Raw genomic sequence first — 16,993 nt, forward strand, 5'->3', positions numbered from 1 at the left:
GGATAGAATAATGGCTTATAGTGATAAAGTAATCGACCACGTAGAAAACCCACGTAACGTAGGTACTCTAGATAAGAATGATCCGTCAGTGGCAACGGGTATGGTAGGCGCACCAGCATGTGGTGACGTAATGAAATTGCAAATTAAAGTATCTGCCGAAGGCGTTATTGAAGATGCAAAATTCAAAACCTACGGTTGTGGTAGCGCAATTGCTTCATCTTCACTTGTAACAGAGTGGGTTAAAGGCAAAACGCTAGACGAAGCAGCGACAATTAAAAACACTGATATCAGTGCAGAGCTTGAATTACCACCAGTGAAAATTCACTGTTCAATTTTAGCCGAAGACGCAATTCAAGCAGCAATTGCAGACTACAAAAGCAAACAAGCGAAGTAAGAAGAGAAACTCATGGCAGTGACATTGACAGATGCGGCAGCAAACCGCGTACAATCATTTTTAGCAAACCGCGGTAAAGGTTTAGGCCTGCGCGTTGGCATTAAAACGACGGGCTGTTCAGGTCTTGCTTATGTACTTGAGTTTGTTGACGATTTAAACGAAGACGATGAAACTTTTGCGGCTAAAGGTGTCACATTAATTGTTGACGCTAAAAGCTTAGTTTACATCGATGGCACAGAGCTCGACTACACTAAAGAAGGCTTAAATGAAGGGTTTAAATTTAGAAACCCGAATCAAGCAGATGAGTGTGGTTGTGGCGAAAGCTTTACCGTTTAAGCTTAAAATATCTTTGTAGTATAAATAAGCCCTGCCAGTTAATGTAGGGCTTTGTTATTTCTGAATATTATTGGTTGAAGTTATGCGTTACTTTGAATTATTTGCAGTCCCCGTTGATTACAATATTGATTTAGCAACGGTTAACAAGCACTACTTGGAATTACAGCGTACTGTACATCCAGATCGCCACGCGAATGCGAGCAGCCGCGATAAGTTAATGGCAGTGCAAAGCGCCGCCGAAATTAACGATGCGCTACAAACATTAAAGCACCCAGTAAAACGTGCTGAATATATGCTGAGCGAGCTAGGCGTTGATATTCGTGCAGAGCAGCAAACCTTGCAAGATCCAATGTTTTTAATGCAGCAAATGGAACTTCGCGAAGAGCTTGAAGAGCTAACATCGTCGCGCGATCCTGATACTGCGATTGCAAATTTTGAAAAACAAATTAAGCAACTAAACACGCAGTACAGTGCACAGCTTGCCGAGCAACTAGCAAGTAACGATGAGCAGCAATATCAACTTGCCGCAGATAATATTCGTAAACTGAAGTTTGTTTATAAGTTACGTGACGAACTAGAGCGTATTGAAGACAGTTTATTTGACGATTAATTACTTGCTGCAAAGCGAGCAACACGAGTTTAAAGAGCATTATGGCATTATTGCAAATTGCTGAGCCGGGGCAGAGCGCGGCACCACACGAACATAAACTAGCTATTGGTATTGATCTTGGTACAACTAACTCATTAGTTGCAACAGTACAAAGTGGCGAAGCCCGCACGTTAACTGATGATCTTGGCGCGGCTATGTTACCGTCGGTTGTTCGTTATCAAGCAGGCGGTATTACTGTTGGCGCAGAAGCTGCACAAGCAGCAACGCAAGACCCTGCTAATACACTTATTTCGGTTAAGCGTTTTTTAGGTAAAACTCAGGCTGAAATAGAGCAAAGTTATGGGCAACTACCGTATGAGTTTTGTGAGCACAATGGTGCGCTAGCAATAGAAACTGCGGCAGGTAAAATCAGTCCAATTAAAGCATCAAGCCATATTTTAGCTGCATTAAAAGCACGAGCTGAGCAAAGTTTTGGCAACCAAGAAATTTTAGGGGCTGTAATCACAGTACCAGCGTACTTTGATGACGCACAGCGCCAAAGTACTAAAGATGCCGCAGAACTTGCTGGTATTAACGTACTACGTTTATTAAATGAGCCAACAGCAGCAGCTGTTGCTTATGGTTTAGATTCTGGCCAAGAAGGTATTATTGCTGTTTATGATTTAGGCGGTGGTACATTTGATATATCAGTACTTAGATTACACCAAGGTGTGTTTGAAGTAATGGCAACTGGCGGCGACTCAAGCCTCGGCGGCGATGACTTTGACTCACTACTTGTTGATTACTTTAAGCAGCAAACTGGTGTGTCAGCGTTGTCACCTTCAGTTTTACGTTTATTCATCAATAAAGCAAAAGCGTGTAAAGAAGCATTAAGCCAATACGCTAAAGTAAACGTGGGTCTTGAGTTTGACGATCAAAAATACACAGTAGAAGTAACACGCGAAACGTTTGACGAAATGGCTATGCCTCTCGTTAAAAAAACACTGCGTTCGTGTCGTCGTGCTGTAAAAGATGCTGGCATAGAAAACGACGAAGTACTGCAAGTTATTATGGTAGGCGGTTCAACCCGTATGCCACTGGTACGTAGCCAAGTACAAAGCTTTTTTGATAAAGAGCCGCTAACTTCAATCGACCCTGATCGTGTTGTCGCTTTAGGTGCTGCGCTTCAAGCCGACGTGTTAATTGGCAATAAGCCCGATTCTGACATGTTATTACTTGATGTATTACCGTTATCGCTAGGTCTTGAAACGATGGGTGGTTTGGTTGAAAAAATCATTCCGCGCAATACGACGATTCCGGTAGCACGCGCGCAAGAATTTACGACGTTTAAAGACGGCCAAACAGCCATGTCATTACATGTGCTGCAAGGCGAGCGTGAGCTTGTTGATGATTGTCGTTCGCTTGCTAAGTTTAGCTTAAAAGGTATTCCACCAATGGCGGCAGGCGCTGCGCATATTCGTGTAACCTTTAAAGTTGATGCTGATGGCCTATTAAGTGTTTCAGCTATGGAAAAATCAACAGGTGTACAAGCTGATATTCAGGTTAAGCCTTCGTTTGGTTTATCTGACGACCAAGTAGCTAACATGCTAAAAGAGTCAATGAGCAACGCTAAAGGCGACATGCAAGCACGTATGCTTAAAGAGCAACAAGTAGAAGCGTTACGCGTAATAGAAGCGCTTAATGCATCACTTGCAGCCGATGCTGCATTACTTGACGATATGCAACTTGCTAACTTACGCGCTGAAATTGCAGAACTGGTAAAAGTGCGCGAAAATGCACAAGAGCCTGGCGAAATTAAAGCAGCTATCGAAAAAGTCGATAATGCGAGTAGCGACTTTGCATCGCGTAGAATGGATGCATCAATTAAAAAGGCCCTTACAGGGCAGTCAGTAGACAACATTTAAGAGAGATTAGAATGCCACAAATTGTTTTTCTTCCACATCCTGAATTATGTCCTGACGGCGCTGCAATTGAAGCTCCTACAGGCCAAACGGTACTCGACGCTGCACTTAAAAATGGCATTAGCATTGCACATGCCTGCGAAAAGTCGTGTGCATGTACTACGTGTCATTTAGTGATTCGTGAAGGATTTGATTCACTACAAGAGAGTGATGAGCTAGAAGATGACATGCTAGATAAAGCATGGGGTTTAGAGCCTGAGTCACGCCTTGGTTGCCAAGCAATTATAAGAGATGAAGACTTAGTGGTTGAAATACCTAAGTACAATCTCAATATCGTTAATGAAGAGCACTAGTTTTTAACGATGTATATATTAAAAGCCGCTGTTTGATACAGCGGCTTTTTTGTTTCAAAAAAGCATTTATAAACACGTAGCAGCGACTTTATGTCGCGTTTTTAAATCTCAAACGTTTTAAGTTAAATTTTTCTAACCTCAAACTTGAACATCAAAATGATCACGTATTTTTCAGATTATATAAACGCGGGGTAAACCCGCTGCTACGAGTTCAACCCAATCCCTAAAATCTATTTCGGAGGTTTATTTTGAGTAATCTTATTTTCTCAGACTCATTTATTAACGGCGAGTTTTATAAAACAGACACGCACTTTAGCGTTAACGATCCCGCGACCGAAAAAAGTATTGTTGATGTAAGCGATATTGACGAGCAGGGTGTAAATAGCGCAATAACTGCAGCTCAAGGGGCTTTTGTTAAGTTAAAAGCGGCGAATGCCACCGAGCGAAGCGAAACGTTGATGCGCTGGTACGAGCTAGTTATAAAGCACAAGCAAACACTTGCAGAGCTAATGACCAAAGAGCAAGGCAAGCCGCTCAAAGAATCGCTTGGCGAAATTGATTACGGTGCTGGTTTTATAAAATGGTTTGCAGAAGAAGCCAAGCGTAGTTACGGAGATGTAATTCCGCCAACAGATAACTCGCACCGTTTAACTAGCTTTAAGCAGCCTGTAGGTGTTGTAGCTGGTATTACGCCGTGGAACTTCCCTGTTGCTATGGTTACTCGCAAGGTAGCTCCAGCTTACGCTGCGGGTTGTAGCTTTATACTTAAACCTTCTGAACACACGCCACTATGTGCTATTGCACTTGCCTATCTGGCCGATCAAGCTGGTTTTGTTAAAGGTGCATTTAATGTACTGGTTTCACAAGATGCCAAAACAGTAGGTAAAATGCTGACTGACTCAGAAATCGTGCGTAAGTTTACATTTACCGGTTCTACCGGTGTAGGTAAGCAGTTGCTATCGCAATGTGCAGACACAATTAAACGCACCTCGATGGAGCTTGGCGGCAATGCACCTTTTATCATTTTTGATAATGCAGATTTAGATGAAGCTGTAGAAGGGCTAATGGCGGCTAAATTTAGAAATAGTGGGCAGGCATGTGTTGCTGCAAACCGTATCTTTATACAGCGTAATATTCTCGATAAAGTACTGTCAAAAATCACGCCTAAGGTTGCAGCGTTAAAAGTGGCAAATGGTTTTGAAGACGATGTTGATATTGGCCCACTCATTTACCCTAAAGCCAAAGAGAAGGTACAGCAGTTAGTACAAGACGCACTCGATAAAGGTGCTACGTTGATTGGCGATAATAGTGACTTAGGTGGCAGCTTTCAAAACCCATTAATAGTAAACAACGTAACGACAGAGATGGATATTTACCACGAAGAAGTATTTGGTCCAGTATTAACGGTTATTCCTTTTGATGAAGAAAGTGAAGTGCTTGCACTTGCTAACGATGTACCATTTGGTCTGGCAGCCTACTTTTACAGCCAAAATATTAAGCAAATTTACCGAATTAGTGAAGGGCTTGAATTTGGTATGGTAGGTGTAAACGAAGGTGTTATATCAAACCCAGTAGCGCCTTTCGGTGGCGTTAAACAATCTGGTTTAGGTCGCGAAGGCGGGCATCAAGGGCTGGATGAGTACCTAGAAGAAAAATACGTTTGTATTAAAATATAACGGCAGTTAAGTATACGAGCGCGAATTTACTTCGCGCTTTTTTATGACGTTAATATGGCAGATATATGAACTTTACCTTTTACTGTTGCTACCCAAAGCGCTAAATGCTACCTTTGGGAACATATTTTTTGTTAATAAAACAACATAAAAAAACAAATAAAAAGTAAAAGGATTTCTATAAGTAGAAATAACCCCGTGTGTAAATGCCACCGTAAGGTGGCATTTTTTTGTTTGGATAGGTATAGGCTGTAATAAGCGTATTTTGAATAAAGGCATGGCTTTATAGGTGCTAACTTATAGGTGTGTAACCGGGTAAGTTATCAAAATCTACCTCATCTAGCTGCTCTGGGTTAGCATATTCATTGATATAATTTTTATAGACTTGCGACTCAATAAAAATAGCAAAAATGTCAGCATCAAGATGGTTTTTAGCAACCATTGACCCTAAAATAAATAAACACTCACTGACCGGTTTTGCTTTTTTGTAGGGCCTGTCTACCGCAGATAGCGCTTCAAAAATATCCGTAATAGCCATTAACCTTGCAGGCACCGACATTTGCTCTTTGGTTAAACCTCTTGGGTAACCAGTGCCGTCAAGTTTTTCATGATGACCTAAAGCATATTCAGTCACATTGCTTAAGTGTTTAGGGAACGGCAGGGCATCTAAAATATTTTTAGTTACATCCATATGACGTTTCATTACTTCACGTTCGGCTTCGGTTAACGTGCCTCTTCGTATTGTTAAGTTTTCAACTTCATCAGCTGAAAGCAATGGTGTATTAATATCATTTATAACGAGTTGGTATTTGTTTGCAATGCGTTCAATGTGCTCAAGTTCTGCATCACCTAAAAACTCGCCCCCTACATTCACACGCTGTAATAATGCACGGTCTAATGCCAACTGTTTAAGCTCGGTATCAAGTAGGCGTTCAAATTGTTGAACTTCGATAGGTTTTTGCAGCTTCATCGCACAGATGATTTTTTGCTGATACGCTATTTTTAAATCTCGGCTAATTATTTCAAATTTAGCATCTACATATTTTATTCGATCAAAAATAGTTTCTAGTTTTGTCGACTTTTCCATAATGTGATCGGGAGTCGCGATTTTCCCACAGTCATGTAACCAGCCAGCTATATCGAGTTCATGTCGGTCGGCTTCACTCATCGAAAATGAAGCCAAAGGGCCTTTATTTATATCATGTACGGCATCAGCTAGCATTAACGTGAGTGCTGGCACTCGTTTACAATGGCCACCGGTATGAGGAGACTTTTCATCTATTGCCATCGCAATTGTTTCAGCAAAGGTTGAAAAAAGATCTTCCATTCCCTTAATTAGTGTCGAGTTAGTTAGTGAAATAGCGCCTAAAGAGGCAAAAGATCGAATTAGAGTGACAAGCTCTTCACTAAAAGGGATATTTTTATTTTGCGCATCTTTTACATTTATAAGCTGGATTACACCAATAATGTCATCTTCATGATCTTTTAAAGGAATTGTTAGCATGGACTCAGAGCGGTAACCCGTGCGGGCATCCATTTTGCGAGCTGCGCTCATATCAAAGGGCAGGGCATCATACACGTCAGGAATGTTAATCACTTCGCCAGAATTTGCAGAGTGGGCAACAATAGCGGTTTCGTTTGGTTTGCCATCAATAAAAAGATCTATATTAGGAAAATCTACAGGGCTCCCTAAAGTGCCACCTAAATAAAGATTTAATGACTTATTTATTACCGTTTCAAACTTGAGTTGTTTGTTTGGGGTAATAGAGTAAATGCTGCCAGCATCAGAATTTGCTATCGACATCACAACTTGCAGTATTTCATCAAGTAACTTAGACGAGTTTTTTTCTGTTGTTAGCCTAATACTAATATCGATAAAATGCTGAAGGTTTGTTTTGTCTTTAATGTGCTGTCGCATATGTTTACTACTTTTTAGTATGTTTGAAGGCACCATTCCAATCCTTAGCTAGTGTTTGCAAATCAGTGCCCTTAATACGTTCGATAAAAATGGTATAAACGTCAGAGCTAAATACGGTCGTGCTGTGTAGTTCTTTAAATAAGCTAAGCGCTTGTGGCCAGTTTTTATTATAAAAAAGCGTCATGGCCTGCTGTGATTTTTTAGCTTCATTTAACTGCTCTTCATCGAGCTTATCTGTAAAGTTTATAGGCTCAAACAACTGTACCGCCGTTGTTTTTCCGACAACTTGTACTTTATCTATTAAACGAAATGAAATATGAGGGCATTCCTTCATCGTTTCTTCTGTAACAAGAATAGCTACGCCATAAAATTTGGTCAAGCTTTCTACTCTAGCACCTAAATTAACAGTATCACCAAGAACTGTATAGGCTTTACGGTAAACCGAACCCATATCACCTACATTCATATCGCCAGTACTTAAACCGATACCAATTTTTATTGCAGGCTGATTGTTTTCTGCAAATAACTGATTTATTTGCGTTAACCCGTTAATCATACCCATTGCGGCTTCAACACCATGGCGAGCGTGGTTTTCATCTTTTAGTGGTGCATTCCAAAATGCCATCACCATATCGCCTACGTACTTATCAATAGTCCCGTTATGATCAAATATGATTTTGGTAATAGCCGTAAGATATTCGTTTAAATATTCACTTAACTGATGAGGCGACATACTTTCTGATAGTGAAGTGAAACTACGAATGTCGGCAAACAACACCGTCATATTTTTTCGCTCACTTTTTTGAGATAAACTTTTACCCTGTAGTATCATCTGGTTTATACGCTCAGGAGGCATATATTGGTCAAACATAGATTTTATTTTTCGGCTATGCTTCATTTCAGCGATAGAACCAACAATGATGTAATAACCCGCTAATATAATGATGAGTAAAAGAGGCATTAATAAAGGTAAACTAATTTTTTGCACTGACCATAAATAAACGTTTAAAAATATAACGACACTTGTAACTGTAAGAGACAAAACAATAATAAAACGTGCGCTCTTACCGTGGCTAAAAAACGACAGTACGCTACCCGTTAATGCAATGATGAGTAAGCTTGCTCCCAGTGACCAATTAGGTTTAGAGGGAAGTAGCTCTGGGTGCATTAACCCTTCAAATATATTGGCATGAACCTCCACACCAGGGTATTGCAAACCAACAGGTGTTGATCTTAAATCAGCGAGTCCAATTGCCGATGTGCCAATAAAGGCTACTGTGCCTTCTAATTCCTCTAAACCAATTTTTTTGGTCAAAATATCGGTAGCCGAATAATAAGGGAAGCTATGTGCACGCCCTTTGTAAGGAATTAATATTTGCCCATATTCATCAGTTTGAATCCACTTATCTTGAAACTTTATACCTTCGAATAAGGTTATATCATTTAATATATTGGAACGGGTTTCTATGTTTTCAGCAAGGGTATACAGCCGAGCAACTTCAAGTGCTAAAGAAGGGTAGAGTGTATCGCCAACTCGATTTACAAGAGCTGCTTTACGTATAAAACCATCTTCATCGCTATGTGCATTAATAAAACCGGTACCCGTTGTCGCATTTTGCAGCTTAGGAATATTTACAATAGCACCAGGGAAGTGGTTTATTTGTGAATTAGTATGATCCGCATTCGCCCATACAACACTGCTTTTAGCTGGCAAGTTTTGATTTGTGAGTTGTTCATCAATTAATAAAAAACCAAGAACAGTATCATTTTTAGATAGTGCGCTTGCTAGTTTTGAGTCTGCATCTACCTGTTTAGTAATTTCAGCAAAGGGAATAGTGTACTTTTTTGATAAATCGGGTATTTCGGACATGATTTTTGTAACCGGATTTTCTTCCGGCTCAGAAAAAAATATATCGAATGCAATAACAATAACACCTGCATCGGTAAGCTTTGTAACAAGGTCAGCTACTTTTGAGCGACTCCAAGGAAAGCGTCCTTGTTCTTGCATACTCTTTTCGTCGATATCAATTATTACTACAGATTCATCAATGCGCCTAGGCGCCTCTGAAAGTGTTAGTAAAAGCCGAGAGTCGTATATTATACCTTCTACGCGGTTAACTAACTTTGCGAGCGACCCAGTTGAAAATAGCTCTATTGATGCAATTAATAATGTAATAACAGCGCCAATGAAAAAGTGCTTTGAAGTAATTGGTTTTAAGGAACTAATGAGTAACGCTCCTTGATAGGCTAAAAATCAAAAACTCGTCCTTCTCGACCACATTCAATCGTTACTTGTTTTCCGTAATTTGTTTGTAGGTATTTTTCTATAGCTGATAACTGCTCATCGGTTCTTGATGGGTCGTGGCTAATAATAACCACATTTTTAATACTCGCTTTTATAGCCAGCTCAGCAACCTGATCTATAGTGCTATGCCCCCAACCGTGTTTAAGAGGCAAGTCTGCATCTATAAATTGAGCATCATGAATCAGTAAATCAGCGCCTTCAATAAAGTTGACCCATTTGCTAATGCTTGTTTTTGCTTTTTCTGGCGGGTTTAGCTCATTGTCGGTAACGTAAGCCACCTTTTTTTCATCCGCTTTAATGCAATAAGCAGTACCACCACCTGGGTGATTTAGTGGAGCAGTCGAAACCAAAAAACCATTAAGTGTAAATTGCTTTTGAGACGATAAATCAGTATTAAGCGTAATGTTGGCAGGTAAATCTTGATAACACACTGGAAAATACGAACCACTCATTTGCTTTAATATGGCATCTTGGCTTTTTTTATCATCAACGTTACCCACCGCAATAGTTATATCGCGATTGGGTTGGTATATAGGTTTAAAAAAAGGAAACCCTTGAATATGATCCCAATGATTATGTGTTAGCAAAATATTGATAGGGCTTTGTGTTTCTAATAAACGTGTACCGAGTTCTACAATACCGGTACCAGAGTCTAAAATAAGATCTTTGCCATTATTTTGTTCAATGTACACACATGAGGTATTTCCCCCAAAAATGTGGGTATTACTTCCAGCTGAAGCCATTGAGCCTCTAACACCAAAAAATTCAACTTTCATAATTTAAGGCTAAGCTCCATCTTCTTCAAAATTGAATTTAGAAATACTAACATTGTTAGAGTTAGTATCATTACAGGTGCTGCTTAGGACAACTTGAGTATCATTTTGCAAGATAATTGAAGTAAATACATGTGTGCTGGCACATTGGCTTGCTTCATAAAATCCGGCACCACTGGCTCCAAACGTATTATCTAAAGTACCGTTAGTTAAAATACGCGCTAACATTCCTTTATCGTTAGCCTTGCCTGCTAAAATAAGTTGATTGCTGCTATTGAGCGCCGCACCATTTAGCTCAGTGTCACCACTTGATGCCAAGGTATATTCACCGACACCATTTAAAGCAAAGCTAGTATCAAGCGCACCCGTAACAAGCAACCTAATAACATTGGCTTTATTTGGCGAATCAATAAGGTTTGCTATTAAATATAACTTCCCGGTTGTGTCAGTTAAAATCTGCGCTATTTTATTGTCGGTATCTGTGGTTTCTTCACCTACATATTTAAAGACCTCAGTACCGTTTGAGCTTAGCTTCAATGCAATTAGCTTTGAAGTGCCACTTAATACTGATTTACCACCAATGAAAATATCTGCATTGTCGGTATGTACGCGGTTATAGTACTCAAAGGCTGAGCCTATGATACTTCCGCCAGTGCCAAAGTTAGGCTCGAGGGTGCCTTCTGGCGTTAACATTATAACGATTGGGCTAGGAGTACCGCTTGTTACGATTGATCCAACAGAAATAATGTTACCGCTATTATCAAGTGCAATATCTGTCAGGTTTACCAATTCTGCGCCACTTACAGAGCTTGTGTATACCCCGTCTGTTGCAAATGATGTGTCTAAATTACCAGACTGATCAACTTTAACTACAAAACCCGCTTCACCATTTTCACTATTTTTAGAGCCTGCAATAACTAATTTACCGTCGCTTTGCTCGGTTAAAGCGATGCGTGAGTTACTCAAACCTATGGCAATTTCTTTATGGCCACTTTCGCTAAAGCCAGTATCGATATCACCCGCACTCGTAAAGCGTGTTAATACTAACTTAGTAATTGAGTCCGATTTAGCAGTTGATGCAAGAATATACTTACCAGCATCAGGGCCATTACTAAGCTGTAAAACTTGCATTGATTCATCGTTAGTTGCATCTACTGAATTAGTAAAGGTAAAGTGACCATTGGTTTCAAAGTTACTAAATAATGTGGCTTGGTCGTCAATTGCTGCAATAAACGGTTTTGTATTTGAGTCATCGTTAACACCTGCTACCCAAATAGTGTCATTAGAGTCGATAGCTAAAGTATTGGCAAATTGCTTACCACTTATACCATCAATTATATTAATGCCGGAGGTGCCATAGGCGCCATCTAGAGTACCTTCATCATTAATCCGTGCTGAAAATAATTTTTCTGAGGCTGATACGCCTGTAGTCCCCGAAAAACTAATACCATTGTTAATAGGCTCGTGTTTAATACCGGAAATTTTAGCGCCGCCATTACCATTTCCGCCATTACTATCAACATCGTAAATTGCTATACCAGCACTGCCAAAAGTGGTAATTAGTTCCCCATCTTCATTAATAGCTAATACTACGGCTTCTTTTTCACCGCTGGTTCTTGTTACATACCCACCGGCAAAGGCAGTAAATTCAGAATCAACAACTCCGCCTACCGCAAAAAGTTCGTCGTCTGTATCATTATCAGATATATCAATTGTTAGTGCAGCGCCACCATTAAAGTTATTGTCATTATCGCCATCAGATTTTAAATAACGAAGTAGAGAGTCTTTTGTTCCCTCTGCATTGGTAACACTCCCTACAACTAAGTAATCAGACTTATCAAAGTTCTTAACGGCAAAGCCTTCATCATCTCGATTAGCGCCGCTAACATCGACAATAGCTGGAGTAGAGTTCTCAAAATCTAAATCTGATTTTTTGTAATGTATCCATAGGCTATCGTTTTGAGTGCCGTCAAAGTGTTTGCCCACAGCCAGTAATTTATCGCCATCAATTTCAAGGTCATTAATAACGGTAGTACTATTAAGCGTTGTACATTGAATATCTGCGCCACTTTCATCGTCGTCATCATCATCGTCATCATCCGAACCAGTACTTAACGTTCCAGCGAGATCCATTTTAAGTATACAAGCTTCATTATGGGTGCCATCAAAACTAGAATAGGCAATGAAAAGATCTGTACCGTCAGAAATAATAGCGGTGGCTTCTTCGTCTTGATCTAAATCGAGTATTTTAGTGCCGGTGTTATTAAAGGCAGTATTCATATCACCATTGTTTGAGTAAGAGATAATAAGAAGGTCTTTATCAGCATTGTTGGTAAAGCCAACAAAATAAAGGTTGCCATTAAGCTCTATACTGTCTTTAAATTCGCCACCAGAAAAAATGTCTGAAAGATCAAGCTCTCCTGTAATTGGGCGTCCAAATGTCAAATCTTCAATTGGAATAAAAAGCTCAACTTCATCAGTAATATTAACGGTTATGTTAACGTTTGAACTTTCATTAGGGGTGCCATCATCAGTTATAGTGATATTTAAGATATATTGATTAGTTGTTTCAAAATCAAATGGGCTTTCACCTGCGGTTGATAAAACACCAGAGCTGCTATTAATTTCAAATAAAGCAGTGTTACCGCCAGTTAAACTATAAGTTAAAGTCTGGTTCTCAATATCTGACGCGCTAACAGTCCCTATAATGTCACCATCTGTAGCATTTTCATTAATACTAAAAATTTGAACTGATGCTACGGGGGCATCGTTAACGGCTGTTACGGTAATGGCTACTGTGGCTGTATTGGTTCCACCATTATTATCACTAACAGTATAAGTTACTGTGGCAAGTCCATTGATATTGGTTGCAGGCGTATATTGAATTTGATCGCCAATTATCGAGACCGAGCCAATATCAGCTGAGGCTGAGGCAATCACCAAGCTATCGCCATCAGAGTCAGTATCATTTGCTAATGCGTTTATCAGTATTGGTGCAGCATCTTCAGCCATGGTCGCGGTATCGTCATTGGCAACAGGCGCATCGTTTACTGCAGTTATCGTAATAGTGAGTGTGGCAGTATTCGTTCCACCATTATTATCACTAACAGTATAAGTTATAGTGGCGAGTCCATTTTCATTCGGTGCAGGGGTGTATTGAATTTGATTGCCAACTACTGAGACTGAGCCAATATCGGCTGATGCTGCACTGATCGCCAGGCTGTCGCCATCTACATCTGAGTCATTTTCTAATACGTTTATCAGTATTGGCGCTGCATTTTCAGCCATGGTCGCGGTATCGTTATTGGCAATAGGTGCGTCGTTCACTGCCGTTATCGTAATAGCGACCGTAGCGGTATTCGTTCCACCATTATTATCACTAACAGTATAAGTAACTGTTGCTAAGCCGTTGCTATCGGCTGCAGGTGTGTACTGAATTTGATTGCCAACTACTGAAACCGAACCAATATTAGCTGAGGCTGCACTTATCGTCAGGCTATCGCCGTCTTCATCTGAGTCATTTGCTAATACGTTTATTAATATTGGCGCTGCATCTTCAGCCATGGTCGCGGTATCATTATTAGCAACAGGTGCATCGTTCACTGCCGTTATCGTAATAGTAACCGTAGCGGTATTCGTTCCACCATTATTATCACTAACAGTATAAGTGACGGTTGCTAAGCCGTTGCTATCGGCTGCAGGTGCGTATTGAATTTGATTGCCAACCACTGAGACTGTGCCAATATCTGCCGAGGCTGCGCTGATCGTGAGGCTATCACCATCCACGTCTGAATCATTTGCTAATACGTTTATTAGTATTGGCGCAGCATCTTCAGCCATGGTAGCCAAGTCTGCGTTTGCAACTGGGGCATCGTTTACGGGAGTAATAGTGATAGTTAATGTTGTTGTACTTGTACCACCGCTGCTATCGCTTACAGTATAAGTAACTGTTGCTAAACCGTTGCTGTTAGTCTCAGGAGTGTATTGAATTTGATTGCTTATCACTGAGACCGAGCCAGTATCTGCCGAGACAGCGCTGATAGTGAGGCTATCGCCATCCACGTCAGAGTCATTTGCTAATACGTTTATTAGTATTGGGGCAGCATCTTCATCAATTATAGCTGAGTCAGCGTTTGCAATTGGAGTATCATTTATTGGTAGTATAGTAATTGTTAAGTTAGTAGTTGCAGTACCGCCGCTTCCATCACTTATTGTGTAGCTAATAATTGCTGTTCCATTTGTATTAGCAACAGGAGTGTATTGAATTTTATTATCAACAACAGATGCAGAACCTATATCTGCAGTAGCAGCTGTTATTGTAAGAGTATCGCCATCAATGTCGGAGTCGTTAGCTAGTACGTTAACTAATAACGCAGGAGCATCTTCGTTCATCGTTGCTGAATCAGTATTTGCAGTAGGGGCATCATTAACTTGTGTAACTGTAATCGTCACACTTGCTGTTCTGTCGTTTATGCCTTCATTACCAGTGCTATAGCCATCCGTAATGGTGTAAGTTAGTACTATCTCACCTGAAAAGTTCGCTGGTGGAGTAAACTGTATTTTTCCGGCGACAATAGTCGCTTCTCCAGCAATATTTTCTATGTTCGAAATACTAATCGTATCGCCATCTGCATCAGTGTCGTTAGCTAGCACGTCTAATAAAGATGCAGAGCTGTCTTCGTCTAACGTAAATTGATCGTTATTGGCTTCTGGAAAAGTATTAACGCCGCTTTCACTTAATGTTACTTGAGCTGTTGCAGTTAAGCCTTGCTCATTTGAAATTGAATAAGTAAAGCTATCTACACCAATAAAACCTAAGTCTGGTTGGTAGGTAAATGAGCCATCAGCTTTTAATGTAAGCTCGCCATTTTGAGTTGTATTGATTGCCGTGGTGTTAACTGATAAATCGCCAGCCTCAATATTAAAATCGTTAATTAACAAGCCATTTTGTACTGTTACTTCAAATAGTTTATTTTTGCTAAATTGATAGGCATCATTTTGTGCGACAGGGCTATCAGGTTCGCTGTTTATTACTAAAGTTACTGTGGCTGTAGAGGTTGCACCTAATGAGTCGATAGCTTGATATCGAAATTGATCAACACCATTAAAATTAGCATCCGGCACATAACTAAAGCTGCCATCAATTGCTAATAATAGTTGGCCATGTGTTGGTGCCACAATAAATGTTTCATCAACTGAAAAACTGTCATTATTTGGGTCAGTATCGTTACTAAGCACACCATTGGCTGCTGTAACCACAAGTGTTTCATCTTCGCTTAAACTATAGCTATCATTTTTTGTTACAGGGGCTACGTTAGTGTTCGAGCTTACAATAGTTACATTTGCAATAGCCTGAGCACCTTGTGCATCAACAACTCTATACTGAAAGCTGTCTTGGCCTTGCATGTTCTGCTCGCCTTGGTATTCAAAGCTACCATTATCAAAAAGGGTTAATTGTCCTCTTGTCGGTTCGCTAACAGGCGTTGTATCAACAGTTAAGTTATCTAAATCAATATCGCTATCGTTAATAAGTAAGCCAGGCGATAGGACAACTAAGGTTCCATTGTTTGTGATGTTATAAGTATTATCAAGCGCAATAGGAGCGTCGTTAACAGCTAAAATGGTTATCTCTACAACTGCGGTGTCTGTCATACCTAGCTCGTTAGCAACTTGATAGCTAAAGGCATCTTCACCATTAAAGTTTGCAATAGGGATATAAGTAAAATCCCCATTTTCATTTATATTAATGGTGCCATGCTGCGGTAGAATTAATGCATCTGCATTTACACGTAAATCGCCACTGTATTGATTCGTATCATTTGTTAGAACGTTGCCTTGCAGAGTTTGATCTTCATTTATCTGAAACTGATCGGCATTAGCTTCTGGTGCAAATGCAAGCTCTCCACCCACTGGTGCTATGTTTATTATATTAGCAAAGCCACTTTCACCACTGCCATCAATACCGGTAATAAGTACTTGATAACTTTTATCTGTAAGTGACTCGGTAATGCTTAATGCAGTATCTTGAATACTTAAAAATTGTTGCCCGTTTTCTAATTCATTAATATTAGTAGATGAAACTCCAGCTTGAGTTGCAATATAAACGTTATAACGATTAAGTCCGGGGTTAGCTTGCCACGAAAGATTAATATTATCTTCGTCTCGCTGAGCTGTAACACCTTCAATTTGATATGGTTGCCAGTTAAAAGTAATTGCATCAGCAAGGACTTGATTATTTAAAGTGTCAGTTATCCATATTTCTAGGCGTATCTCTCCTGGAATTACGCCATAAAGCACAGGGCTGAGGCCTATAATTGATTTTTCGTAGTCAAAACCACAATCAGAAGAACACAGTGATATGCTTTTATTGACGCTAGGGAGCACTAAACTAACTTCAGCAATGCCATCAGTATCCGAAGCTTCAAGTAAAAAAGAAACGTTGCCTTGCACAGTTTCGTTTGTTTGTGAAAAAACAATATTAGCGCGTGTATTAGCTATGCTTGATCCAACAACACCTCTACTTGAAGTGACAGCACCTAAAACTTTTGTATTTTTGGTTTGATTGCTCGCTATAACACCAGCCAAATTTATATAGCTAGTCACCGTTGGCGTTACTACTTCAGCCGTAGGTGATTGTATTGTCTCTTGAGCAGGGCTTTCTTCTGAGCCTCCACAGGCACTTAACAAAAACACCATAGAACCAAGCAAAAATATATTTTTTGCTGTCATT

The 16,993-nt window shown here is 40.0% G+C and carries 10 protein-coding genes; 6 read left to right on the forward strand and 4 right to left on the reverse strand.

Annotation, left to right across the window (positions count from 1 at the left end):
- The first annotated feature begins 10 nt into the window (after positions 1-10).
- From iscU to GQR38_RS10965, 6 genes are all read left to right on the forward strand, one after another.
- Positions 11-394 carry a Fe-S cluster assembly scaffold IscU gene (gene iscU, locus GQR38_RS10940; protein ID WP_007377675.1) on the forward strand — a complete coding sequence of 128 codons (384 nt, stop codon included), beginning with the start codon at positions 11-13 and terminating at the stop codon, positions 392-394.
- 12 nt (positions 395-406) lie between these two features.
- The gene (gene iscA / locus GQR38_RS10945; RefSeq protein ID WP_007377674.1) at positions 407-730 is read left to right on the forward strand and encodes an iron-sulfur cluster assembly protein IscA; all 324 of its coding nucleotides are present in this window, start codon (positions 407-409) and stop codon (positions 728-730) included.
- Positions 731-812: 82 nt separating this feature from the next.
- The gene (hscB, locus tag GQR38_RS10950; RefSeq protein ID WP_007586374.1) at positions 813-1,340 is read left to right on the forward strand and encodes a co-chaperone HscB; all 528 of its coding nucleotides are present in this window, start codon (positions 813-815) and stop codon (positions 1,338-1,340) included.
- A 41-nt stretch (positions 1,341-1,381) separates the two neighbouring features.
- On the forward strand, positions 1,382-3,244 hold the full coding sequence (gene hscA / locus GQR38_RS10955; RefSeq protein ID WP_165721200.1) for a Fe-S protein assembly chaperone HscA: 1,863 nt from the start codon (positions 1,382-1,384) through the stop codon (positions 3,242-3,244).
- Positions 3,245-3,255: 11 nt separating this feature from the next.
- Positions 3,256-3,594 carry an ISC system 2Fe-2S type ferredoxin gene (fdx, locus tag GQR38_RS10960; protein WP_007586379.1) on the forward strand — a complete coding sequence of 113 codons (339 nt, stop codon included), beginning with the start codon at positions 3,256-3,258 and terminating at the stop codon, positions 3,592-3,594.
- A gap of 248 nt (positions 3,595-3,842) precedes the next feature.
- Positions 3,843-5,270, forward strand: coding sequence for an NAD-dependent succinate-semialdehyde dehydrogenase (locus tag GQR38_RS10965; RefSeq protein ID WP_165721199.1), 1,428 nt, complete (start codon positions 3,843-3,845; stop codon positions 5,268-5,270).
- A gap of 289 nt (positions 5,271-5,559) precedes the next feature.
- Here GQR38_RS10965 and GQR38_RS10970 read toward each other — a convergent pair whose 3' ends face one another.
- Genes GQR38_RS10970 through GQR38_RS10985 form a run of 4 tightly spaced genes read right to left on the reverse strand, consistent with a single transcriptional unit; the run spans position 5,560 to position 16,992 of the window.
- A complete protein-coding gene (locus GQR38_RS10970) occupies positions 5,560-7,221 on the reverse strand; it encodes an HD domain-containing phosphohydrolase (protein WP_007586383.1) in 1,662 nt (553 codons plus the stop codon).
- A complete protein-coding gene (locus GQR38_RS20700; RefSeq protein WP_346774062.1) occupies positions 7,193-9,412 on the reverse strand; it encodes an adenylate/guanylate cyclase domain-containing protein in 2,220 nt (739 codons plus the stop codon). The genes GQR38_RS10970 and GQR38_RS20700 overlap by 29 nt, the downstream gene beginning before the upstream one ends.
- Positions 9,413-9,432: 20 nt before the next feature.
- Positions 9,433-10,266: an MBL fold metallo-hydrolase gene (locus tag GQR38_RS10980; RefSeq protein ID WP_206006156.1), complete on the reverse strand. Its 834-nt coding sequence runs from the start codon at positions 10,264-10,266 to the stop codon at positions 9,433-9,435.
- A 9-nt stretch (positions 10,267-10,275) separates the two neighbouring features.
- Entirely contained in the window at positions 10,276-16,992 is a 6,717-nt protein-coding gene (locus GQR38_RS10985; protein WP_165721198.1) for an Ig-like domain-containing protein, read from the reverse strand.
- Between the last annotated feature and the right edge of the window lies 1 nt (position 16,993).

The organism is Pseudoalteromonas sp. c7(2019), assembly GCF_011378625.1.
Classification (GTDB): domain Bacteria; phylum Pseudomonadota; class Gammaproteobacteria; order Enterobacterales; family Alteromonadaceae; genus Pseudoalteromonas; species Pseudoalteromonas arctica.